Here is a 21763-nt window from a genome sequence, read left to right on the forward strand (position 1 = left end):
CTCCTGTGTTAGTTTACATAAATCTGACCCAATCCAATGAAGTTCCTTATCAAATAATAAATCTTGGAAACTGAAGACACTTATCTTACCCTTTTAAACGATTCAGAGGGACTTTATAAAGAAAAGGGGAGCAAATTTCTATCCTTCGCATTTCCGGTTTCTCATGAAGATGAGGTAAAGGAAAAGCTCGAATTTTTAAGAAAAAAATATTACAATGCGCGGCATCATTGTTATGCCTATGTGATCGGGAAAGACAAAGAAATATTCAGGGCAAATGATGATGGCGAACCCAATCATTCCGCAGGAGATCCTATTCTCGGTCAGATCAGGTCCAACCAACTCACCAATGTTCTAATTGTCGTCGTAAGGTATTTTGGTGGGGTGAAGTTGGGCGTAGGTGGGTTGATTTCAGCTTACAGAACTGCCACAGCAGAAGCCATCTCCAATAACGTTATCATGGAGGCAATTGTGAAAAACAGGGTTAATCTTCAATTTGACTATTTGTCAATGAATGATGTGATGAAAATCATCAAGGATTACAACCTGGAAATCATCAATCAACAGTTTGACAATGATTGTAAAATCACCTTATTGGTCAGAAAAGGGTTGTTAAATGAAATCATTTCGAAGTTAGAGAATCTGGAAGGAGCGGAAATAACTATTGATTAAAGGTTCCCTCCAGGTATCCTTGAAAATGTAATTTATTGTAAATCTCCAAACAGGCCCAAGCATCTGTTGCAGCATAGAGCATCTGTTTCTCTGTGAGTACCTGTGCTTCCCAATTGGAAACCTGTTCAGATTTTGAAATTCTCATATTAAGAACCATTGCTGCAAGATTTCTTACCCCAACGTTTTCGAAACCCACTCTTTTTAGTTCTTCATTGAGATCATAGAAGCTTTGTGGCGCAAATGTTTCCCTAAGCTTGCTGAGCGCTTTAAGGTCATCTCTGACAGCGGCACCGATCTTGACGATCTGTTTGGTTTCGAGCAATTCTTTGATAGCTCCGGGCATTCCGATCTGATTGACCCTGATCAAAAAGGCCACATCCTTTGTCGCCAACTGCAAAAGGGCAACCTGATGTTGCCTGCCTTTGGTAAATGAAGGCCTTGTTTCCGTATCAAAACCTATAAGATTTTCTCCGGAAAGCTCTTTGATCACATCCACTATCTGAATGGGCTTATCCACTAATATTATTTCTCCCTCAAACTGCCCCAATGGCAAATCCATGATTTCAGTTTTTGAGATCTTTTTTGGAATCATACCGCAAACTCTTTTTTAATTTCCAACATTTCCTCTTTACTGTAAAAATTGATACCCAATTTCAAATAACCGAATAAGATGGTCATAAATGGACTGATGATATTGAAAAAGCAATATGGCGCATAAGTCAAAGTGGCCACACCCAAAACAGAAGCCTGAGTTGCACCACAGGTATTCCAAGGAATCAATACCGAAGTCACCGTAGCACTGTCTTCCAAAGTTCTACTGAGGTTTTCAGGCTTCAGCCCCCTTTTTCTATAAATATCCGCGTACATTCTTCCCGGAACCAAAATGGCCAAATACTGGTCAGAGGTAGTGACGTTGAAGAAAACGCAAGTAGCTGCTGTTGATGCAATCAGGGAACCCACAGAATGGACTTTCCTGATTACTGCTTCGGCCAACACCCTTAGCATTCCGCTCTCTTCCATAATTCCCCCAAATGCCATGGCACATACGATCAACCAAATCGTATTCAACATACCTGCCATTCCTCTTGTGATCAGCAATTCATTTACCACATCATTTGAAGTGGTAACACTTATTTCACCATAAAGTGCCATCATGACAGCCTTAAATGACTGGTATAACATGCTAGAATCTGCTTCATTGGCTATGAGTGTGATTACTTGAGGCTGGAAAATGATGGCAAAAACACCCCCAAGAAGAGCTCCGGTAAGTAAGGCCGGTACAGCAGGGATTTTCTTGATAATCATCCCGATCACTACCAATGGAACGATAAACAGCCAGCCATTGATATTAAAATTTTCCAAAATAACTGCTGAAATTTCTTGGACCTGTCCGACTGAACCCTCAGCATTGGATGTAAAACCGATAATCCCAAAAATAATCAAAGTAATAGTGATGGTAGGAAATGTGGTTTTGGTCATGTGACGGATATGGGTAAACAAATCTGTTCCGGCCATTGCAGGGGCAAGATTGGTAGTATCTGATAATGGAGACATCTTATCTCCAAAATAAGCTCCGGAAATAATCGCTCCTGCGATTATTCCTTCTTCAAATCCCAATGCCCTACCGATTCCCAGAAGTGCAACACCGACTGTCGCAACTGTAGTCCAGCTACTACCCGTGGCAATAGACACAATAGCACTTACAATACAAGCTGCAATTAGAAATATTGTAGGATTCAAAATCTGTAAACCATAATAAATCATCGCGGGAACTATGCCGCTGAGCATCCAAGTACCTGCAAGAGATCCAATCAGAAGTAAAATCAAAATACTTGACATAGCCGAGGATATGCTTTTGACAATGCCATCTTGCAAGGTTTCCCACTTGATATTGAGCCTGAATACTGCTACCAAAGCAGCTACTGCAGACGATATCACCAATACCATTTGATTGGAACCTGAAAGGCCCTCTGTTCCAAATATCCAAATATTGATGACGAGTAAAACAATGAGAAAAGCTATCGGAAATAATGCTTCGGGTATAGAGGGTTCCTTATGTTTCTTTGTCATCAAAGGTTTTTTTGAAAATTTTAAAAATTGAATTTAGTAATTTTTTGGAATATTACACTTTTGATAATAAACCTACCAATTCCCCCCCGGTTTGCCATCCCACTGCAACCCCCATTCCTCCTAACCTGACAGCCATTCCTACACGATGATTTACCATCTTTACAATTGGGGTTTTTGAATCGCCAAAGGCCATGATTCCTGCCCATTCCATTTCAAATTCAGGAGGACTTCCGGGCATGATGATATTACTGTATATTTCTTTCAGATAATTCCGGATTTTATGATTAATAACCAAATCAGTGCTCTGTTCACCATTGAAATCTATATTTCTCCCTCCTCCCAACAAAACCCGATTGTCAACATTTCGGAAATAAACATATCCTTTGTCATAATGGAAAGAACCTGTCCAAAGAATTGTTTTAGGAAGTTTTTTGGTAACCATGACCAATCCCCTTCCTGGCACAATATCCAATTCTGATATTAGACTTTTGGTAAAGGCATTGGTGCAAACAGCAATTTTCTCTGATTTGAAAGTAATTCCACTTTCTCTTTCCCCGACCATGACTGCACCGTTTTCAATATCCAAATGCCTGACTTCAGCACCTGTCAAAATCTTAATATTCAATTGCTGACATCTATCCCAAAGAGATTGGATGAATCTTCCCGTATCCAACTCGCCTTCATATTTGTTCCTGATTACTTTTAGAACCTTTTTTGAAAACCCGAATTTTGAAATATCCTTTATTTCATCAAAAACCGGATTCCCGAAAAGCGGATATAAAAGATCATTGATTTTATCCAGTTGATTTAAATCGGCAATTTCATTTTCAGTGATCAACTCAAATCCACCTGTTGCTTGATATCCCAAAGCTTCATCTCCAAACTCTTCCCTGATGGCACAAAGTCCTGAAAACCTTTTTTCTACAAGATTAGTGACTTCTTGTTCTGAATGATGATTGAGATCATCCAAAATTTCTGTCAAGCTCCCAAAACAAGCAAAACCTGCATTCTTGGTACTTGCACCACTCGGAAATAATCCCCGCTCCAAAACCAATATTTTTTTATTGGGAAACAGCTTTTTGTAGCGTATTGCAGTAGAAAGCCCAACAATCCCCCCACCGATTACAATCAGGTCAAAATTTAAAAAATGCTTCTTTTCCCAAAAACTCAACATTATTTTTTTTTGATTAGAGATATTTGAGGCTATTTATTAATTTAATGCAGATATTCCAAAATAAGCCCACCTCTTTATTCCGGACTTATGAATATCTCATCTTTAACCAACCCAATATTGCCATGAGAAAAATTGATGAATTATTGTTGGAATATGGCCAAAGCCACCAAAATGAAACAAACAAAACAATACATTGGATTTGTGTTCCGGCCATATTCTTCAGTATAGTAGGATTGGTTTATAGCATTCCTGCAGATCAATTGTCAACTCTGCTTCCCTTTTTGCAAGGTTTTGCCAATTGGGCTACTATAATTTTGATCATCATTCTTTTTTATTATTTATCCTTATCCCCACCATTGGCATTGGGAATGTTCTTCTTCTCTGCTCTTTGTCTTGCATTGGCCAATATGATTGATTTAATGTCTCCTGTACCTTTGTGGGCTATCAGCTTGATCATTTTTAGTTTGGCTTGGATCTTCCAGTTTTATGGACACAAAATCGAAGGTAAGAAACCTTCCTTTTTTAAGGATATTCAATTCTTGTTGATTGGTCCCGCTTGGTTGATGCATTTTATATATAAAAGACTTGGGTTGGCTTATTGATTTCAATTAAAGGAGAGTTATTAAATCTGATATTGTATTTTTGACAAATTACAATCCATTAAAAATAATTTTCCTTTATGTATAGCTTCCTTATTTCCTCTGTTGAATTGCCCATGTTGTCAGATATAGTCCTGATTTTTGGACTTGCTACATTGGTGATTTTATTGTTCATGAGGCTTAAAATCCCTACTATCATCGGGTTTTTGTTTACAGGAGCTATTGCAGGGCCTTATGGATTATCGTTGGTTCAGGCCTCTACCACCGTTGAAGTCCTTTCCGAGATAGGAGTAATCTTGCTGCTTTTTGTTATTGGGATGGAATTCTCATTAAAGAGTCTTCTCTCTATCAAAAAGGCAGTTTTTATAGGTGGCTCCTTGCAGGTATCCATCACTATTTTGGTCACCACTTTTATTTCCTATTTCCTTGGTTTTGATTGGAATGTGGCCGTTTTTATTGGTTTCCTTTTCTCTCTAAGTAGTACTGCAATTGTATTGAAGCTTTTACAGGAAGGAGGACAGGTAAATACCATTCCCGGCAGGACCACTTTGGCCATTTTGATTTTCCAAGATGTGGTGATTGTTCCGTTAATGCTGTTCACCCCGATGTTGGCAGGAGAAAGTGACAACATTGCCTTATCGCTCTTTTTAATGGCCGTAAAAGGGGCAGTCGTCATATTAATCACCATTGTGAGTGCCAAATACCTGGTACCAAATCTCTTGTTCAGGATAGCAAAATCCAGAAATGAAGAGTTGTTTTTACTAAGTATAATCGTCATCTGTTTTGCAGTAGCCTATTTGACTTCCTTATTGGGACTCTCCCTGGGTTTGGGTGCTTTCCTTGCTGGACTCATTATCAGTGAATCCGACTATAGTCATCATGCCACAGGGAAAATCCTTCCTTTTAGGGAAGTGTTTCTCAGCTTTTTCTTTGTATCGGTGGGTATGTTGTTTGACATAACTTTTCTATTCTCCCATATTTTTGTCATCATCGGACTGACGCTTCTGACTTTTGTGGTGAAGTTTGTAATTGTTTCCCTTTCGGTAAGAGCAATTGGCCAAGGATTTAAGGAGGCATTTATGGTTGGCTTTTCTATCTTTCAAGTCGGTGAATTTTCGCTTTTATTGGCCAAGGTTGGGATGACATATAGCTTGTTTGATGATGAAACTTATCAGTACTTTCTTGCGATTTCTATCATCACCATGGCCGTAACCCCTTTTGTTCTGAAAAAAAGAGAGGAACTCGCATGCTGGATACTCAACCTTCCCTTGCCAAGCAGACTGAATAAAAGGTTTGGAAATGAAAACATCCCCGAAACTTCACTGAAAGATGACAGTCTAAAAGACCATTTGGTCATCATTGGATATGGATTGAACGGACACAACCTTTCCAAAGCGGCCAAATCAGCAAATATCCCCTACGCTATTATCGAAATGAATCCCGAAACAGTTAGGACTGAAGCATTGAATGGTGAACCAATTATGTATGGGGATGCCTCTAATCAATCTGTTCTGGAGCATATCAACATACATAAGGCAAGGGTGGCAGTTATAGCCATTTCCAATGCTGATGCTACGAAAAGAATCATAGCGACCATCAGACATATAACGCAAAATCCCTACGTCATTGTGAGAACAAGGTATGTCAATGAAATGGAAGAAAACCATAAACTCGGTGCCGATGAAGTCATTCCTGAGGAATTTGAAACCTCCATTGAAATATTCAACAGGGTTCTTCACAAGTATCTTGTGCCTAGGCATGATATTGAAGAATTCACTGCTGAGGTGAGGTCACATAACTATGAAATGTTCAGGGGCACGACAGACGTTACTTCAAGATTTAAAATAGATTTACCCGAAATTAATTTTGTTAGCCTCAAGGTCGAAAAAGATACTGGCGATTTCATCAATGTCTCCATCAAAGACGCACGAATTAGGGAAGTGGTTGGAGTAAATGTTGTTGCCATCAAAAGAGGCGAAAAAACCATCACAGAAATCACAGGTGACCAAAAGCTAAAACTTGGGGACACTGTATATGTCGTAGGAAAAATGGAAGCTATCGAGGCCTTTCAAGCAGAAATTGAGGTGGATTAGGGCATTCGCGATAAAAATTCTAACTGTCTAATTTTCTCCAATGAAAGTCTGTTTTGTGGACTATTGATATTGTCAATGATGGATTTTTTCTCTCTTGCTGTCAGTCTCCAATTTAGAGAGGCACGTTGGATATCCTGGTCAATGGGGCTGAAGGGTCCCAATTGATCGGCCAAACCACGGTCCCTGAGATATTGCAAAGTGGAGTATTCAAATTCAATTCGTTCCAATTCGAAATCCATTGTTTCTTTCATCCTGGTGAATAGCACTTCATTGTTCAGTGTCTGAACATTGTCCCAATTGATGTAAATATTTTTGACAGGGGTGAAAAGTTTCTCGAAAAATCTCGGTAATGCCTTTTGTTCAATTTCCGTGAATTTTTCTGAATCCCTTATGGTGACCAAAACCACTCCTGAAGTATTTTCTTTGATCCAATCCTGAAAAATGTACATAAAACGTAGGGCATCCTGAACTCCAAAATTATCCGAAAGTCCAGAATCCATAGTCTGCATTTGAGGTTTGGAAGGAAGTTGGATATTCGGAGTAATAAAAGGAAAAGTAGCCCCCATCCTGAGTGCGCTTATAAATCTTAGATTTTTCGCATCGTGGTCAACAAACATTCTTTGAAAATCAATGGATTGGCTTTTCTCATCAAATCCTTCAGTTCTATCCAACGAAATACCCATGTAGGACATGGGATACGGAGCAATAATTAATTTCCTACCATCATTGGTAATCAAAGGAGTAATGGGCATCATGGGTATCTGACTTTTAAACTCAGGTTCAAGATATTCAGAAATGGGCTTTTCCATCACTTTTCCCGTATTGATATTCAATTGGTTTTCAAAGGAATAGCCCCTATCCTTTAGGTGTTTTCTCCCATTGTATTCAAAATATTGGTTCCTGATAAGCATATCATTTACCAACATGGTGAAAATGATAGGATTGAGGTTATCAGAAGAAATCTGGTCCAGATATTTTTCATCCAAATATTGTAATTCTGAATCATCCTGATTCCTCAAATAGAGTTCTCTGAAAAATGCAGCACCAATCACACCTCCTGATGCCCCACTGATCATTTGTGTATGACGAAAAAGCTGACCTCCTGAGACAGCTTCAGCGTCTTGAAGAACTTTCAATGTCCACAAAGCCGCCCTTTGACCTCCCCCACTGACTGCCACAAAGACTATTTTGGGCTTTTCATTTTCCGGGAATTTTTTACGCCAGTTATCTAAAATATTCAAGGTAAATTTCTTATCCTTTTCTACACTATCTTGATGTAGTATAGCTTTCAAATTGTCAAGATTGTAAGCTGCAGGCTCTCTATTATAATCTAAACCAAATGCAGTGTGGGGTCTGTTGAGCCATTCAGTATTGGATACATAATTGAAAAGTAAAAAAGCACCCAATACTACCGGTGTTGCCCACTCCCGCAACCAAAAGGTAACTGCTCCAACCAGCATGGTTAAAATCGAAAATAATAACATGCCACTGGCAGCGGCAGGAATTTGTAGTATCGGATTTTCTCGAAACAATCCCATCACCAATATCAGACTGATCAGTACTGTCTGAATGATAAACATATTCAGGTGATTTTGATCAAAAACCCGCAGCAATTGATTGGCTTCAAATCTGGAAAGGTCCTGACGAATTTCCTTGAACCTGAAATTGATATCCAAGTATTCTACTACTTTATCTTTTTGATTTTGACTCTCTTTAATTCTCTTGAGCATATTTGCTCTTGGCAATCTTGTCTTTCTCAATCTCTTTTCAACATTCCCCGCAAAAAGAATAAAAAAATCTTTGTTGGTAAGTCCAAAATATAAAAACATCAAGGTATAGGTTGTAACTGTCCCTCCTGAAAAACCCAGAAAATAATTAAGGACAATCCAATTGCTTTCATGCTCATTGTCCAATTGAAAACTTATAAAAGCAAAAAGATAAAGAATATAATAAAAGAGGGGAATGATCGAATTATTGAGGCAAAAATGGATAAATGGTCGAGGAATGACTGCCAAGAACTTGAATTTTGCACCATCCAATATATAAGTAGTCATGTGGAATGACATGGTAAAAATACCCAAGGCTACCCCTACAAAGAAAAACCCTTGCCAAGACACCCTGTTAAGGTATTCGGGATCCAACAAAAGATAGGGCAGGCCGATGACCGTTCCAAAACTTTGGAATGCAATCAACACCAGCAGAAACCATAAAGATAACAATAACAGGTTTTTCTTTAGGTGCAAAAACAATAACTGAATCGGGAAGCTGTAGATGATTTTTTGCCACATGTGTTTTTGATTCTTGCAAAATATACGGGAATTTTTAAAAGATTTCTAAATGAATGTTTTTTCATTGTGGCTTTTGCCAATATCCATTACCTTCGCTGCTCTAATAAAATGTTGATTAAGTATGAGGATTTGGTTTTTGTGTAAGGTTAAATACGCCAAAGAAAATGAGCAGGGATTGCTCAAAAATGTTTCTGAACAATACCTGGTAGATGCGGTATCCTTTACCGAAGCTGAGGCCAGGATTTATGATATGCTGGGTTCCGTCATCAGAGGTGATTTTCAGGTGACCAACATCAGCAAAAGCAATTTTGTGGATGTTTTTTTCTTTGAAGATATAGATATCTGGCACAAGTGCAAGATCAGCTATATTGTAACAGATGGTGACAGTGGCAAAGAAAAAAAAGTCACCCAATTTATGTTGGTGACTGCCCATGATGTTAAGGAAGCCTATGACCGGATCCATGAAAGCCTGAGCAATATGTTGGTTTCTTTCAGGGTTCCTGAGGTGACCGAAAGCCCCATTGTGGAAGTTTTCCCTTATGAAAAAGATGACGAAGAATTGCTACCCCCGCCTCCTTCCAATCTTAAACCATTGAGTGAAGTGAAAGCTGAACAGGAGAGAAGGGAAGATTCCAGGGCAGCAAACAATCTATCTGAAGCTGGTAGTTTTAACCATGAGGAAGAGGCAGCAGAGTTGAGAGAGTATAAAGGAGAAGAATAAATCTTTAAATTAATTTCTGAACACCGTTTGTATTGAATTTTTCAGAGGGCAAGTCAAGTTGCCCTCTGTTGTTTTTGAAGTATTTCACGATTCTTTTAAAAATCATTGATTTTTGATGAAAATTGACTAAATATCTTTTAGATTTTTTTTAAAAAAATTATGGCTAAACTTAAACGTTGTTTCACTTTTGGGTTCTATGAGAAGGGTTTTCTTTTGCAGATTCAATAATTGGACCCAGAAGGATATTAGTTTGTAAACATGAAAAACCGGATTTTAATATTTTGCATACTGATTACTTCTTGTATCGATCCATATACAGTAGAAGCTCCCGAAATGGAAAGTATGCTGAGTGTCGAAGGCCATATCACCGACGGACCGGGGCCACATATCCTCAAGGTCAGCAGAACAGCTACTTATGGAAGTGTATTTGTGGATTTTATCAGACCTGTTGTTCAAGCAAATGTGGCGATCAGAGAATTTGAAACAGGTCTTATGATTTTTCTAAATGAAGTAAGGCAAGGCGTTTATGAAACTCCCGCCGGCTTCAGTGCTACAACAGGCAACAGCTATTCCTTATCAATCACCACTCGGGAAGGATTTGAATATACTTCATTTCCTTCCAAAGCCACTAAGGCTCCCTCTCTTGATTCGCTAACTTATCATACCATAACCATCCCTTCCAACGACAGGCTTAATCCCAGGTCAGGGATAGAGTTGGTTGCCCACTTCAGTGATCCTTCTGATGAAAGGAATTATTATTTCTGGAATATCAAAAACGCTGTTTCCACTTTCGAGACCTATCCGGAATTTTTCAAACCCCCAAGATCTTTGCCTACTAATCCTTATCAACCAAAAGATTGCTGTAAGTACTGTAATTTACCGGGTTTTTCTGCTTCCCGTGGGCTATATCTAGATGATGACATCAATTTCAATGGCCTCAGAACAAGCCAAATCGCAGGTTATATAGAAGATGATGGTTACAGATTGACATTTAGATACAGGTTTAACTTTGAGCAAATGGCCATATCGGAGGAGACATACAGGTATCTGAGGTTAGTAAATCAGCAGATGACATTAACCGGAAGTGTTTTTGATCCGCCCCCTGCCAATATCAGAGGAAATATGATCAGTATTACCAATCCTGATGAAACGGTGTTGGGACATCTCTTTGCTGCTGGAGTATCCAGAAAAAAAGTAAGTCTGAGAGGCTCTGAATTGAATCTTTTACAGTTTCAGCAACCATTTAATGATGATTGTAGGGAGTTGATAAATGCAGTAGAATCCACAGATTGGTTTGAAGATTGACCAGCTTCGGTCTTCCGACTCCGGTCTCCCCTGCCTACCGGATAGGCAAACGTCCTTTTTGTGAAAGAATTTTAGGTTACTGGAAAGAAATCATATAACCACATTTTTTAATTCCTCAATTGATTATCAATCACAAATCGAATCAAATCATCCATAGAAATACCAGCTTTTTCAGACGCATCTGCAATATCCTCCCGACTGACCTGAGCAGCAAAGCTTTTGTCCTTCAGTCTTTTTTTGACCCCTTTGATTTCCATACCTTCATATCCTTGGGGCCTCATCAGAGAATAGGCGTGGACAAATCCGGACAATTCATCGAAAGCATACAGCATTTTATCCATCTCAGATTCCGGTTCCACTCCAAAATAGCTTGGTCCATGACTGGCAATTGCCCTGATGATCCGTGGATCAATCTGCCTTGATTCAAGTTCTTCAATGATTTTTCGGCAGTGTTCATCAGGCCATTGATCCCAATCTGCATCATGCAGCAAACCTGTTACATGCCACATGAGCTGGGTTTCTTCATCATATCCTTTAGATTTTGCAAAGGCTTTCATCAAATGTCCGACCTGCTGCATATGAAAAAGCAGTTTTTCATTTTTAACCCAATCCCTCAAAAGGCTCATTGCTTCCCTCTCAGAGATATAATTCCCAATATTTTTCTGATTTCCAAATTCATTTCTGTTAAGAAGATGTATTGATTCCATAATTCCTTGATTATTTTAAACCTTATTTTTTGCTTTTTATATTATTATTTATGTTCTTTGTTAATCTAATTATTTTTAAAAATTCACGCAATACCAAATAATTACGGCCTATTAAACTATGAAAAATATTTTTCATAATTCAGACTATTTCTATTTTATCCATTTGGATGGTGATGGAATTGTTTTGGACAGCAACAAACACCTTGAAAAGCAGTGTTTATTTCTGAAAAACGGCATTTTGGGGACCTCATTTTCAGAGTTGGCTTACTATAAGGATTTTTCAACCTTTGAATTTCTTCTTAAAAAATCCTTAGAAGAAGGAGAACGCAAATTTGTCTTGGATCTGAGAAAAGTCAAATCTGATGGCAGTGATTTTTATTGGACGAGGTGGGAGTTTTCTATTATCACTGAGAAAAACAATGAATTTCATGTTTATGGTGTTGGGCATAAGATATCCTCTAAAAATGAGAAAATAGTCGAATTCCCTGAAACTGTCAATGACCTTCATGCAAAAAATGACCTGATGGAAGGTTTATTGGAGGATAATCTGATAGGTTTCTGGATTTGGGATATCACAAAGCAATCTGACAATTTAAGTCTTTCCCTCAGTGAAATGTTTGGATACAATCCTTATCTAAATGGTAAATCCCAAAAGAATGTCAAATGGAAAAAACATGTCCATTCATCTGATAAGGCAAAAGTAGAGGCGGAACTGAAAGCGCATTTTGAAAGCTTAGGAAAAAATCCTTTCCACAGCGAATTCCGGATCAAAAACAGGCATAAAAAAGACATTTGGGTTTTGGGATATGGTAAGGTAATCAGATGGGGAAAACTTGGTGAACCATTGGTGATGGCGGGTTGCTTTTTTGATATTTCGGAAAGAAAAAAATCAGAGAATCTTATTCAAAAACAAAGTCAGTACCTGAAAACGGTAACTTTTAACCAATCGCATCTGATGAGGTCAAAACTGGCAAATATCATTGGGATCCTTGAAATCATTGATCCAAAAAGTCCCCCGATAGAGACTGCCCATTTTTTGAAAATGATCAAAACCGAAGCAAAAAAACTGGATGAAGAACTTAGGAAAAGTATTTCCGATTCAAACAGCTTCGATTTAAATCCATTGGTTGGCAGAGAATCAGCAGGGTTGATTTAAAGTGATGTAAATGGCATTTGAATTTCAATGCCACTCCATTGGAACACAATCTGACCCTTCTTACCACCCAAATCCTCTACTTTAAAATTCAACTGTTCAACATTATTTTCCAACTTCTTGGGAACTACTTTAGTCCTCACCACATCCTCACTTTCATCATAATCATCAGCCAAATGCTGCTCCCAATTTTTATTGATGGTAATCACCCATTCATTTTCACCCGGAATCGTGAAAAGGGCATACTTTCCTTTAGGAATAGTTTTTCCATCTAGTATTATATCTTCCGAAAAAGAAATATTGGTTGCCGAATGTGCACCTGTAACCCATACTTCGTCAAATGCCACCAATCCACCAAACACCTGCCTTCCTCTTACACTAGGAGCGGAATAATCAACATGGACATGGTTAGTTCCAATATGAGCCATGGCGGCAGTTCTGGGACTTTTTAATGCTACTGTTTCTGATGATGCAGCATGGTCATGATGAACATGACCTTTTGAGTCATCTACCTTTTCTTCTTGTGTATTTGAAGAACAGGAAAGGATGATCATTGAAGATAGGATGATTAGATAATTTTTGGTTTTCATATTTTTAAGTTTGATTATTTACTTATTGTAAAAATATACTTCGTGAAATAAGATTGAAATACGCCTTTGGCGAAATATTTTTGACCATCAATCATTTATCCAGGAAATCCTAATTATATGAATGATACCTAAAATTATTTCTATTTTATTTCGACGTAGGCATATTTCTATATATTTCATCTAAATATTAATGCTGATGCCCCACGGGCACATCTGGCCTATTTCCAGATTCCGAAGTCACTCTTTTCCCTGGCTGATAAGTCTCTTTCACCTCCCCACAGGTCAACATCTTGTCTCCAAAGTAAGGGTTTCGAATTTCTTTTTCTCCACTTAGCCAATAAGCCCCTTGATCTCGGAAAGCCATGGGACAATACTGTCTATAAATGGTGTCTTCTACCACCCCAAAGTATTCTACAGCTTCAATCAAGTTATCAGACAATGTTTCAAAATGCTTCCTTTGCTCCTCCACATCGCTGGTTTGGACGATTTTGTCCAAGCTGTTCTGAATAGGTTTTAAAAGCTCCATCCAAATATCGTGGGCTTTGTTGTCCAATAGCTTCATGTCCACTTTTCCCAAACTGGTTTTAGCTGGGTTTATGGTGGACTGGGTAGATTTGGCATCCGTTTTCACCAAGGCATCTTTGATTGGCAAATAGCTTTGAACAAAGGCAGTCAATTGCTTCTTGAATTCCTCAGGTGTATCCAAGGTCTTCACCTCCGGTCTGGTCATCATACTGTAATTACCACTTAATTGGGCTGCTGCATCAATGGCAAAAACGCCATTGCTGACCACTTCTTCTCCAACTTCCAAACCAGATAATACAAGGTAATCTTCCCCTACTCGACCACCAATCTCAATTTCACGCATTTCAAATGCTGGTGCCTCCCTGTTGCCTATTTGAACATAAACAACAGACCGTGGACCTGTCCAAAGAATGGCTGTCTTGGGTATCATCAAACCCGACTGACCTGCTTGAGAAGTCGCTATAGTGGCAGAAACAAACATCTCCGGCTTCAACTCGAAATTTCGGTTTACCGCTTCTGCTCGAATGCCTACTGTTCTGGTATCGGGATTTAGAATGGGATCAATGTAAGTTACCTTAGCATTAAATTCCCTACCTGGGTATGCAGAAACTTGGAAACTTAAATCATCACCTTTTCGGATTGCGCCCAAATCAGATTCATAAGCATCCAACATTACCCATATATTGCTTAGGTCCACGATTTCAAACATAACCGTACCCCTATTCACAAAATCACCCATAGCAATATTTCTTGCTGTCACCACACCTGCAACATCTGCTAAAACATCAAATTGAGTATCTACTTGACCAGAATTTTCGATAGCAGCAATTTGCTTATCAGAAATATTCCATAACCTTAATTTTTCCTTAGTTGCCTCATAAAGTGCTGGTTGACTGTCCTTGATTTTGGCTGTTTCCAGGAGTTCTTTTTGCGCATTGACCAATTCAGGGGAATAGAGTGTAGCCAACTTCTGACCTCTTTGAACTTCCTGACCGGTAAAATTGACGAACAATTGATCTACCCTACCGGAGTAGTTTGCCGTCAGACTCTTAACCCGTTGTTCATCGGCTTGGATTTTTCCGGTCAAAGTGAGTTTTCCTGAACCCGAACCTGATTTTACCCTAGTGGTCTGTACATTGGAGAGTGCAACCGCTTCGGGGGTTATTTCCAATACAAATGGACTGGATTCACCACCTTTATTATTGCTGACAGGAGTAAGTGCCATCCCGCAAAGCGGACATTGACCCGGTTCATTTTGCCTGATTTGTGGATGCATGGAGCAGGTATATTCCACTCCTTCCTCGTCAATATGAGTGTGTTCCTCGGCAGGATGTTCTTCCCCACCTCGGATCATCCAACCTGCCACAGCTCCAAAGATTAGGCAGCCGATGATGATGATTGTAATATTCCTTTTGTTTTTCATTGTGTTTTTTTCAAAATCTTTAATACAAGTATCTTAATATTGATATTAGTGGATACCTGCCACCCGGCAGGCTAGTTGGATATTTTTGGATATTATGTCATGAACAAACGTTTCTGCTAGAGCACAATAAATATCTAATATCAATCAGTATCCATTAATATCTTTTCTATATCCCAATTAGCGTCTCAATCCTAGCATATTGAATTTCTCTCTCAATCCTCGTATTCAAAGCATTTAACCTGAATTCCAGTAACTCCCGCTGAATGCTGAGGATTTCTTCGAAGGAACTGCCTTCGGTGGCGTAGGAAGTAACAGACAGTTCCATCGTTTTCTCCATCAATTCTATTTGCTCTTCCAATAGTTTGATTTTCCTATCAGCATCTTTGAGAGAAGCAAGAATACTTTCAAACTCTGTTTCAAGATTTCTTTGCAAATCTTCCTTTTGCATTTCATTGGCTTCCCAATAAAGTTTGGATTCGGTTTCCATGGCTTTGTATTTTTTTCGGTAAATCGGCAAAGTAATAGTCGCCATTGGCATCACCATATTATTACCCATTCCAGCGGGCATATAGTCCATACCATTCATTCCGCCAGGTACTCCCATTTCTGGTCTTGAAGAAAACATCATATAATTCAACCCCAAACCAAACATAGGCTTCCCCTCCAGTTTGGCCATTTCTCCTTGCTTTTGGTATGCCAAGCCTTCTTTTTCCAGCATCAACAACATGGGGTTGGTGGCCAGAATCTGCTCTAACAATGCTATTTCCCAACCCAATTCCTTTTGGGTATCAATATTGATTTCAAAGTTTATCGGCTCATTTTTATCCCTTCCTAAAAGTTGGTTGAAGCGAACTAATAATGGCCTCTTATCTACTTCCATCTGCTGTAAGTCAGATTCCATGGCCTTGATCTGCACTTGTAGTCTGAGCACATCTGTCAACTTTCCAGAACCAGTACCTGAACCCATAGAGGATCCAGTAGATGATTGATTCATTCCTGATGATCCGCCAGTACTTGCCATACCCATTCCATCTCCGGAACTATTTTGCTGCGTCTCTTGAGATGGACGCCTTACCGCTGAGGAAACCGAGGACACAGCCCCCGATGTATTTCCTCCCTGATAGCGGATAATTGCCAATTCCTCCAAAGACTGTAAAATCTCCAAATTGGATTCGGTAATGTCAATGGTGTTTTGCAATTGCTGTAATAGAAAATAGGTTTCTTTTACTTGAAAGAGCAGTACATTCCTTTGCTGCCTGAATTCCTCGTATTTGGCTTCTGCCATTAGAGTTGCTTCATCCTTTTGTGTTCTAAGCATCCCAAACCAAGGGAACATCTGCATTACCGAAGCCTCCGCCCGCTGATTTCCCATCAGCAATTCCATAGGTCTTGTAAAAATACCAATATTCAATTGAGGGTTTTCAAGAGTAATTTGATTTGATTTTTCTAAAGAAGCCTGATATCCTTTAAATGATGCTTGAAGGCTTGGATTGTTTTCAGATGCTATTTCTAGGTATTGGTCTATGGTTTGACTTTTTACTTGAAATATGGGAGAAATAAGTAGAAATAAAATTGAAATAATTTTAAGCATCAGACCATTTTTTCTAATACTAAAAGATTGTAGAAATAGGATAGATATACTTGGAAATAATGTAGAAATAATATTTAGCAACATACGTCCTAGGTGATTTTCAATGGATTTAAGCCGATTGAAATATGATTGAAATAAAATGGATCTATGATTGAAATAATAGAGTATATAAGTTCCTGGAATTCCTTGGATTGCTTTTAATTCTTTACAATCGTTCATTTTCCCCTCCTTTCTTGGACTCGTAGGTCTTTGTGATGGAATTGTTCAGCTTGATTTGAAGAGGTTGGTGGATAACACAGATTTCTTCCCATTCTTCGGGAGCGACTATTTTTCTCTCCAACCCTAAATCCAACCAATGTTCTTTACCTTCTGATAATGATGCTCTGGCAATAAAATAAAAATGAATCTTTTCCAAGTAATGGAATCTACCATAACCTTCTGCAATATTGGCCCCAACAGAATCGACAGAATCCAACATCTGATCTCCCCAAACCTTCTTTTCTGGGTAAGAAAGTCGACAATATATTTTCCAAGCAATCTTCGAAAGCTTTCTAGACAATTGGTATATCTCCAAATCCTTTAGAGGTATAAACTTCTTTTTCTCTTCCATATTTCTACAAAATTTCGCTTTAGCATATTTCAACCTATTTCGTCAAAGGCGTACTTCAATCTATTTCAACTTTATTTCGCGAAGCATATTTCTACTTTATTTCGCTTCAGCATATTTCAACTTTATTTCCTGATACTTCCCATAAAGTACCGGAACAATAAACAGAGAAATAAGTGCAACCGTCATCCCCCCAAAAGCCGGTATAGCCATGGGAATCATGATGTCGGAACCTCTTCCTGAACTTGTCAATACAGGAAGCAAAGCCAGCAAAGTCGTTGCTGTGGTCATCAGACAGGGCCTTACCCTTTTCAGACCAGCTTCTAATACTGCTTTTCGGACTTCCTTTATATTTTCCGGCTGAATTCTTTCGAAACTTTGTTTCAAGTATGTTCCCATTACCACGCCATCATCGGTGGCAATACCAAAGAGGGCTATAAAACCTACCCATACTGCTACGGAAAGATTGAAGGTCCGCATTTGGAAGAGCTCCCGCATGTTGGTTCCCATAAAACTAAAATCAAAAAACCAACCCTGACCATACAGCCAAAGCATCAGGAATCCTCCTGAAAATGCCATGGCAATTGCTGAGAAAATCATCAAAACCATGGCTGTTGACCTGAACTGAAAATAGAGTATCAGGAAAATCACAGCTAATGAAAGCGGAATCACAATTGCCAAGCGTTTTTCTGCTCGGATTTGATTTTCATAACTTCCGGAGAAGGTATAGGAAACACCTGCTGGCACTTCCAATTCTCCTGAGGTAATTTTTTGTATAATAAAATCTTTTGCATTATCTACTACAGTTCCTTCTGCAAAACCATCTCTTTTGTCAAATAGCACATAGCCCACCAAAAAGGTGTTTTCACCACGGATCATCATTGGACCTGGGCGATAATTGATTTCAGCCAACTGTCCCAAAGGAATCTGTGCTCCTGTTGGGGTACTGACCAAAATTTTCCTCAATGCCTCAGGATCATCTCTATACTCTCTCGCATATCTAGCACGAATGGCATATCTCTCCCTTCCCTCAACAGTGGTACTTAACGTCATTCCTCCGATAGCTACTTCTATAAATTCCTGCACATCAGCAATATTTAGCCCATACCTGCCTAACTGAGTTCTGTCCAGGTCGATTTCCATATAAGGCTTGCCCAATGACCGGTCAGCAAATACTGCCTCAGCTTTGACAGAAGGCACTTCTTTAAGGAGGGATTCCAGTTTTAGACTGAAGTTTTCGATGGTTTCCAAATCAGGCCCATACACTTTCATACCCATTGGCGCACGCATACCCGTCTGCAACATCACCAAACGTGTCTCAATGGGCTGCAACTTTGGCGCGGAGGTTACACCAGGAATATTGGAGGTACGGACTTGAATTTCATCCCAGATATCATCAGGAGTCCGGATTTCATCTCTCCATTGTCGGAAATACTGCCCTCTCTTTTCGTCAGAAACTAAGTATTTTGATATGTTACGAGTCACAACCCTTCTTTGGGCTTCATCCATATAATTCTTGTCATCATCCCAAATAGCTCCATCACTACGATCGTACCACCAGTTTTTTTCATTTACCAGCAATTGATAATTTCCCTCTCTGTCCACTTTGAATCTGAGTTTGCGGGCATCATCATCTTGCAGATATTCTGTTTTGTAATTGATGATATTTTCGTACATGGACATAGGCGCTGGATCCAAGGGGCTCTCTGCTCTTCCTGCTTTTCCTACCACCATTTCTACCTCAGGAATAGCCTGTACCAACATATCGAGTTGCTTTACAATCTGCATATTAGCCTCCACCCCAGAATGTGGCATGGAAGTAGGCATCAATAGGAATGAACCCTCGTTCAAGGCAGGCATAAATTCCTTTCCCATTCCTGGTAGGGCATGCGTAAGTCCTGACCAAGGTGAGGCAGTTCGGATATTCCACCCAATTTGGTCAAATCCTTTGGCTATAAAACCGAAAACAGTATTGAAGCCCAACCAAACATTAGCGGCGAAGAGAATGATTAGGACAGGAATCATGAAGAAAATCCTTGCGTGTTCCAAGCACCATTTCAACATGTGGGAATAGAAGCGGATGAACAGAGAAAAAAGTCCCAATACAAAACCCAACACTATACCAATAAAAAAGAAATTCACCAGTACGGGCTGTGTAAGGCCTAGCGGCCTCCATTCAAAGGCCAATAGCACTGAAACTGCCACCACAGCAATCAACATGGAAATCTGATTTTTAAATTTGCCGTTTTTTGTTTGCTGTGGGAAGAAATGATGAATTAATTGATTGGCTGCAAAAGCCAACAAAACCCAACCTGCCCAGGAAAAATAAAAGAGCAAAACAAAGCCTGCAAAAGCCATCAGGAAATTGAGGATTGTTCTGTAATTCTTGGATTTGACTTTAGCCCCGAAAACCCAATGTGCAAAAGCAGGCATAAATACCAAAGTAAAAATCAAAGCAGCAATCAATGCGAACGTTTTGGTATATGCTAATGGACCAAAGAGCTTTCCCTCAGCAGCCTGAAGTGTAAATACTGGTAAGAAACTGACGATGGTTGTCATCACTGCAGTAAGAATGGCTGAACTTACTTCAGCTGTGGCTTCATAAATTATCTGGAGTTTGGTTTTCTTCTCATCTGATTCTTCAAGATGTCGGAGAATATTTTCATTTAGAATAATCCCCAAATCTACCATGGTTCCGATGGCAATAGCAATTCCGGACAATGCCACAATATTTGCATCCACCCCAAAATACTTCATCATGATAAAGCACATTAAAACCGCCAATGGCAATAGTGCAGAAATCAACAAGGAAGCCCTAAGGTTATAGACCATCACCATGATGACTATGATGGTAATTAGAATCTGCAGGCTGATAGCTTCATTTAGGGTACTCAAAGTCTCTTTAATCAGACCCGAACGATCATAAAATGGAACTATTGTCACTTTGGAAACTGTCCCGTCTTCAAGTGTTTTGCTTGGAAGTCCAGGTGAAATCTCTCCAATTTTAGATTTGATGGCATCAATGACCTGCAAGGGATTATCTCCATAGCGAGCCACCACGACACCACCTACAGCTTCCGCACCACCTTTATCCAATATCGCCCTTTCGGCTCGGCTAGCCGGTCCAATATTGACTTTTGCGATATCCTGGATGCGCAAAGGAACATTGTTGCTCACCTTCACCACTGCTTTCTCAATATCTTCCAAAGACTTCACATAGCCCAATCCTCGCACGATAAACTCCACCTGATTGATCTCCATCGTATTGGCACCAATGTCCAAATTGGATTGCTTGATGGCGTTCATCACCTGCATCATGGAGACATTGTGGGCTTTCATGGCTACAGGATCCAAGTCCACTTGATACTCCTTCACATGCCCTCCGATGCTGGCAACTTCGGCTACGCCCTCTGTTCCGGCCAGACCATAGCGCACATAATAATCCTGTATACTTCTCAGTTCATGTAAATCCCAACCTCCTGCAGGATTACCTTTTTCATCCCTGCCTTCCAAAGTATAAAAATATACCTGACCCAATCCTGTAGCGTCAGGACCCAGCTTTGGCTGTACCCCATCTGGTAATAAGCCTGAAGAAAGTGAATTAAGCTTTTCTAAAATTCTGGAACGGCTCCAGTAAAACTCTACATCCTCCTCAAAAATGATGTAAATGGAAGAAAACCCAAACATAGAGGTGCTCCTGATAGACTTTACACCAGGTAAACCCAAGAGGGAAGTGGTCAGTGGATAAGTAATCTGATCCTCTACATCCTGGGGTGAACGCCCCATCCAATCTGTAAAGACAATTTGCTGATTTTCCCCGATATCAGGAATGGCATCAACGGGAACTGGATCACTGGGCAAGAAACCTGTGTTCCAATTGAAAGGTGCCGTAACAATCCCCCAGGCTACAACAAGCACGAGGAGAATGACTGTGACCAGTTTGTTTTCGAGAAAAAATTTGATGGTTTTATTGAGCATAAGATCTTGAATTAACCTCTTTTAATCTGAATTAAAATGATACTTGTGGATACAGATATTTGTGGATATTTGATACTTATTGATATTGCCAATGATATCAAGCCTTGTTGCGAAATATCAAAGAAACCTACGAGTAGATGTGCCAGACCTCTCAAATTTTGAAAACCAGACAGGTCTTCAATCAGAAATTACTTTTTAAATTACGAAAGAAACTCCAGATTTCTTTGTGGCCCTGTCTGCCGACAGGCAGGTTCGAGACTTTGTGGCTAT

General features: G+C 39.5%; 16 protein-coding genes. 6 read left to right on the forward strand and 10 right to left on the reverse strand.

The window, feature by feature from the left end; translation table 11 throughout:
* The first annotated feature begins 63 nt into the window (after window positions 1-63).
* Window positions 64-669, forward strand: a complete 606-nt coding sequence (locus HMJ38_RS13710) for an IMPACT family protein (RefSeq protein WP_194974979.1) — start codon at window positions 64-66, stop codon at window positions 667-669.
* Here the strand turns inward: HMJ38_RS13710 and HMJ38_RS13715 are convergent.
* The 3 genes from HMJ38_RS13715 to HMJ38_RS13725 are packed head-to-tail and all read right to left on the reverse strand — an operon-like array spanning window position 659 to window position 3913.
* The gene (locus tag HMJ38_RS13715; RefSeq protein WP_194974980.1) at window positions 659-1261 is read right to left on the reverse strand and encodes a 3'-5' exonuclease; all 603 of its coding nucleotides are present in this window, start codon (window positions 1259-1261) and stop codon (window positions 659-661) included. The genes HMJ38_RS13710 and HMJ38_RS13715 overlap by 11 nt on opposite strands.
* On the reverse strand, window positions 1258-2739 hold the full coding sequence (gene nhaC / locus HMJ38_RS13720; protein ID WP_194974981.1) for a Na+/H+ antiporter NhaC: 1482 nt from the start codon (window positions 2737-2739) through the stop codon (window positions 1258-1260). The genes HMJ38_RS13715 and nhaC overlap by 4 nt, the downstream gene beginning before the upstream one ends.
* A 52-nt stretch (window positions 2740-2791) precedes the next feature.
* Window positions 2792-3913 (reverse strand): NAD(P)/FAD-dependent oxidoreductase, encoded by a 1122-nt coding sequence (locus tag HMJ38_RS13725; RefSeq protein WP_194974982.1) that lies wholly within the window; start codon window positions 3911-3913, stop codon window positions 2792-2794.
* 122 nt (window positions 3914-4035) lie between these two features.
* Between HMJ38_RS13725 and HMJ38_RS13730 the strand changes: the two genes are divergently transcribed.
* Entirely contained in the window at window positions 4036-4515 is a 480-nt protein-coding gene (locus HMJ38_RS13730) for an Mpo1 family 2-hydroxy fatty acid dioxygenase (RefSeq protein WP_194974983.1), read from the forward strand.
* A 77-nt stretch (window positions 4516-4592) separates the two neighbouring features.
* Window positions 4593-6605: a cation:proton antiporter domain-containing protein gene (locus HMJ38_RS13735; protein ID WP_194974984.1), complete on the forward strand. Its 2013-nt coding sequence runs from the start codon at window positions 4593-4595 to the stop codon at window positions 6603-6605.
* Here HMJ38_RS13735 and HMJ38_RS13740 read toward each other — a convergent pair.
* On the reverse strand, window positions 6602-8893 hold the full coding sequence (locus tag HMJ38_RS13740; RefSeq protein WP_194974985.1) for a patatin-like phospholipase family protein: 2292 nt from the start codon (window positions 8891-8893) through the stop codon (window positions 6602-6604). The two genes, HMJ38_RS13735 and HMJ38_RS13740, sit on opposite strands and share 4 nt — an antisense overlap.
* A 121-nt stretch (window positions 8894-9014) precedes the next feature.
* Here HMJ38_RS13740 and HMJ38_RS13745 point away from each other — a divergent pair, with 121 nt between their 5' ends.
* Both HMJ38_RS13745 and HMJ38_RS13750 read left to right on the forward strand, forming a co-directional pair.
* On the forward strand, window positions 9015-9614 hold the full coding sequence (locus tag HMJ38_RS13745; RefSeq protein WP_194974986.1) for a DUF4494 domain-containing protein: 600 nt from the start codon (window positions 9015-9017) through the stop codon (window positions 9612-9614).
* 258 nt (window positions 9615-9872) lie between these two features.
* Window positions 9873-10919 carry a DUF4249 domain-containing protein gene (locus tag HMJ38_RS13750; protein ID WP_194974987.1) on the forward strand — a complete coding sequence of 349 codons (1047 nt, stop codon included), beginning with the start codon at window positions 9873-9875 and terminating at the stop codon, window positions 10917-10919.
* 107 nt (window positions 10920-11026) lie between these two features.
* Here the strand turns inward: HMJ38_RS13750 and HMJ38_RS13755 are convergent, their stop codons facing one another.
* Window positions 11027-11626, reverse strand: a complete 600-nt coding sequence (locus tag HMJ38_RS13755) for a hydrolase (protein WP_194974988.1) — start codon at window positions 11624-11626, stop codon at window positions 11027-11029.
* Window positions 11627-11744: 118 nt separating this feature from the next.
* Between HMJ38_RS13755 and HMJ38_RS13760 the strand changes: the two genes are divergently transcribed.
* Window positions 11745-12782: a PAS domain-containing protein gene (locus HMJ38_RS13760; protein ID WP_194974989.1), complete on the forward strand. Its 1038-nt coding sequence runs from the start codon at window positions 11745-11747 to the stop codon at window positions 12780-12782.
* Here HMJ38_RS13760 and HMJ38_RS13765 read toward each other — a convergent pair.
* From HMJ38_RS13765 to HMJ38_RS13785, 5 genes are all read right to left on the reverse strand, one after another.
* The gene (locus tag HMJ38_RS13765) at window positions 12779-13369 is read right to left on the reverse strand and encodes a DUF2911 domain-containing protein (protein ID WP_194974990.1); all 591 of its coding nucleotides are present in this window, start codon (window positions 13367-13369) and stop codon (window positions 12779-12781) included. The two genes, HMJ38_RS13760 and HMJ38_RS13765, sit on opposite strands and share 4 nt — an antisense overlap.
* A gap of 187 nt (window positions 13370-13556) precedes the next feature.
* Window positions 13557-15317: an efflux RND transporter periplasmic adaptor subunit gene (locus HMJ38_RS13770; RefSeq protein ID WP_194974991.1), complete on the reverse strand. Its 1761-nt coding sequence runs from the start codon at window positions 15315-15317 to the stop codon at window positions 13557-13559.
* Window positions 15318-15483: 166 nt separating this feature from the next.
* Window positions 15484-16908, reverse strand: coding sequence for a TolC family protein (locus HMJ38_RS13775; RefSeq protein ID WP_228780053.1), 1425 nt, complete (start codon window positions 16906-16908; stop codon window positions 15484-15486).
* A 205-nt stretch (window positions 16909-17113) separates the two neighbouring features.
* Window positions 17114-17518 (reverse strand): four helix bundle protein, encoded by a 405-nt coding sequence (locus HMJ38_RS13780; protein ID WP_194974992.1) that lies wholly within the window; start codon window positions 17516-17518, stop codon window positions 17114-17116.
* Between the two features lie 96 nt (window positions 17519-17614).
* Window positions 17615-21493, reverse strand: a complete 3879-nt coding sequence (locus tag HMJ38_RS13785) for an efflux RND transporter permease subunit (protein ID WP_194974993.1) — start codon at window positions 21491-21493, stop codon at window positions 17615-17617.
* Between the last annotated feature and the right edge of the window lie 270 nt (window positions 21494-21763).

Origin of the sequence: Aquiflexum lacus (genome assembly GCF_015476655.1) — a bacterium.
Classification (GTDB): domain Bacteria; phylum Bacteroidota; class Bacteroidia; order Cytophagales; family Cyclobacteriaceae; genus Aquiflexum; species Aquiflexum lacus.